General features: G+C 75.5%; 2 protein-coding genes and 1 pseudogene. All 3 read right to left on the bottom strand.

Features of this window, described 5'->3' with window-relative positions; translation table 11 throughout:
• Nucleotides 1–482, bottom strand: a pseudogene (locus tag AC0CYZ_RS22095) (hypothetical protein); the annotation flags it as partial.
• Between the two features lie 115 nt (nucleotides 483–597).
• On the bottom strand, nucleotides 598–1,149 hold the full coding sequence (locus tag AC0CYZ_RS22090; protein ID WP_472219287.1) for an adenine phosphoribosyltransferase: 552 nt from the start codon (nucleotides 1,147–1,149) through the stop codon (nucleotides 598–600).
• Nucleotides 1,146–1,970 (bottom strand): protein translocase subunit SecF (gene secF / locus AC0CYZ_RS22085; RefSeq protein ID WP_472219285.1); only part of this gene is annotated, 825 nt, incomplete at its 5' end. The genes secF and AC0CYZ_RS22090, both read right to left, overlap by 4 nt.

Here is a 1,970-nt window from a genome sequence, read left to right as displayed (position 1 = left end):
CGTCGGCCCCACACCACGACGAACATGACCACGACGAACAGCGAGAGCGACAGGACGCGGTGGCGGTCCACGAGCGTGCTCAGCGTGATGCCGGCGAGCATCGCCACCGGCAGGCAGAGCTGCGTGATCGCGCGGCCGCGGGTCGTCGGGTCGGCCGCCGTGAAGGTCGTCATCATCGTCAGCACCGCGCCGAGGACCAGCACGACGATCGCGGCGGTGCCCGCCAGCCCGAGCGTCCCCGCGAGCGCCGCGGCCACGCCGAGCGCGACGGCCAGGGAGACCGCGGCCCGCGTCGCGAGCGTGAGCCGGACGTTGCCGGGGTCGGAGGCGAGGAGCCGGTCCCGCCACGGCACGCGCCCGACGCCGGGAGCCGCCGGGTCCGGACGCGGCGGTGGCGCGGTCGGCGAGGGAGGCGGGGTCGCCGCGGCGGCCCGGTCGGTGGGATCCGTGTCCGGACGACGTCCGGTCGACGTGATCGTCATCGGCCTCCTCTCCTACGCCGCCCACAACGTTAGCTGGGCAAACCATCCGCCGGGTGGCCGAGGGCGATCCGCGGGCCGGGATGTGGCCGATCCCCCAGTCGCGTTTACGCGGTGACTAGCGCTGCAGCACCGCGTGCAGCGGGCGGCCGGCGAGTCGTTCGCGACCGTCGAGGTCGGGCAGCTCGAGCACGACCGCCAGCGACGCCACGGTGGCCCCGCACTCCTCGACCAGCTCGCAGGCGGCCGCGGCCGTCCCGCCGGTCGCGAGGACGTCGTCGACCAGCAGGGCCCGCGCCCCCGGGGCGAGGACGCCGACCGGCAGCTCGAGGGTGGCCGAGCCGTACTCGAGGTCGTAGGACCGCGACGCCGCGACGACGGGCAGCTTGCCCTGCTTGCGGACCGGGACGAGGCCGAGCCCGAGGGCCTGGGCCACGGCGGCCCCGAGCAGGAAGCCCCGGGCCTCGATCCCGATCACGACGTCGACCGGGCGCTCCGTCACCGGGGCGCTCAGCAGGCGGGTGGTCGCGGCCAGCCCGCGGGCGTCGGCCAGCACCGTCGTGAGGTCCCAGAAGCGGATGCCCGGCTTCGGGAAGTCGGGGACCTCGCGCAGCAGCTCGGCGACGAGCTCGCGGTCGGAGTCCTGGGCGGCGTCGGCGGCGGGGCTCACCGCCGGCGCTTCCCGCTCGGTCGGCCGGACTTCCCGGCCGGCCGGGCCCCGGGCCGCGGCGCACTGCCGCTGCGGCCCGCCCGGGGGCCCGAGTCGCCGTCCCGACCGGTGTCACGACCGCCACGCCCGGCGCCCGCGGCGGCCACGACGGCGTCGGTGTCGAGGACGTCGGTCGGCTCGCCGGTCGTGACCTCCCCGGGGCCGCGCGTGCCGCCGCGCGTGGGGGCGCCCCCGCGCTGCGCGGTCTTGGCCCGCCGGGCCGCCACGCGCTGCGCCTGCTGGGCCCAGACCCGGTCGCGCATCGCGAGGTCGACGACGATCGGGGTCGCCAGCAGCACCGACGAGGCCGCCCCGATGAGCACCCCGACGAGCTGGACCAGGGCGAGGTCCCCGAGCACGCCCACGCCGAGCAGGATCACGCCGACGACGAAGAGCCCGATCAGCGGGAGCGCGGCGATCAGCGAGGTGTTCAGCGAGCGCATCAGCGTCTGGTTGACCGCGAGGTTCGCGGCCTCGGCGTAGGTGCGCCGGGTGAGCCCCTGGAGCCCGCGGACGTTCTCGCGGACCTTGTCGAACACGACCACGGTGTCGTACAGCGAGAACCCGAGGATGGTCAGCAGGCCGATCACGGTGGCCGGGGAGACCTCAAAGCCGACGAGCGAGTAGACGCCCGCCGTGACGACGATGTCGTTGATCAGCGCGATGATCGCCGCGATGGCCATCCGGCGCTCGAAGTAGATCGCCAGGTACGCCGTGACCAGCACGAGGAACACGGCCAGCGCGATCAGTGCCTGCCGGGTGATCTCCCCGCCCCAGCTCGC

The sequence above is a fragment of the Actinomycetospora sp. genome (genome assembly GCF_055612215.1).
This window is presented reverse-complemented; position numbering and strand designations above follow the sequence as displayed.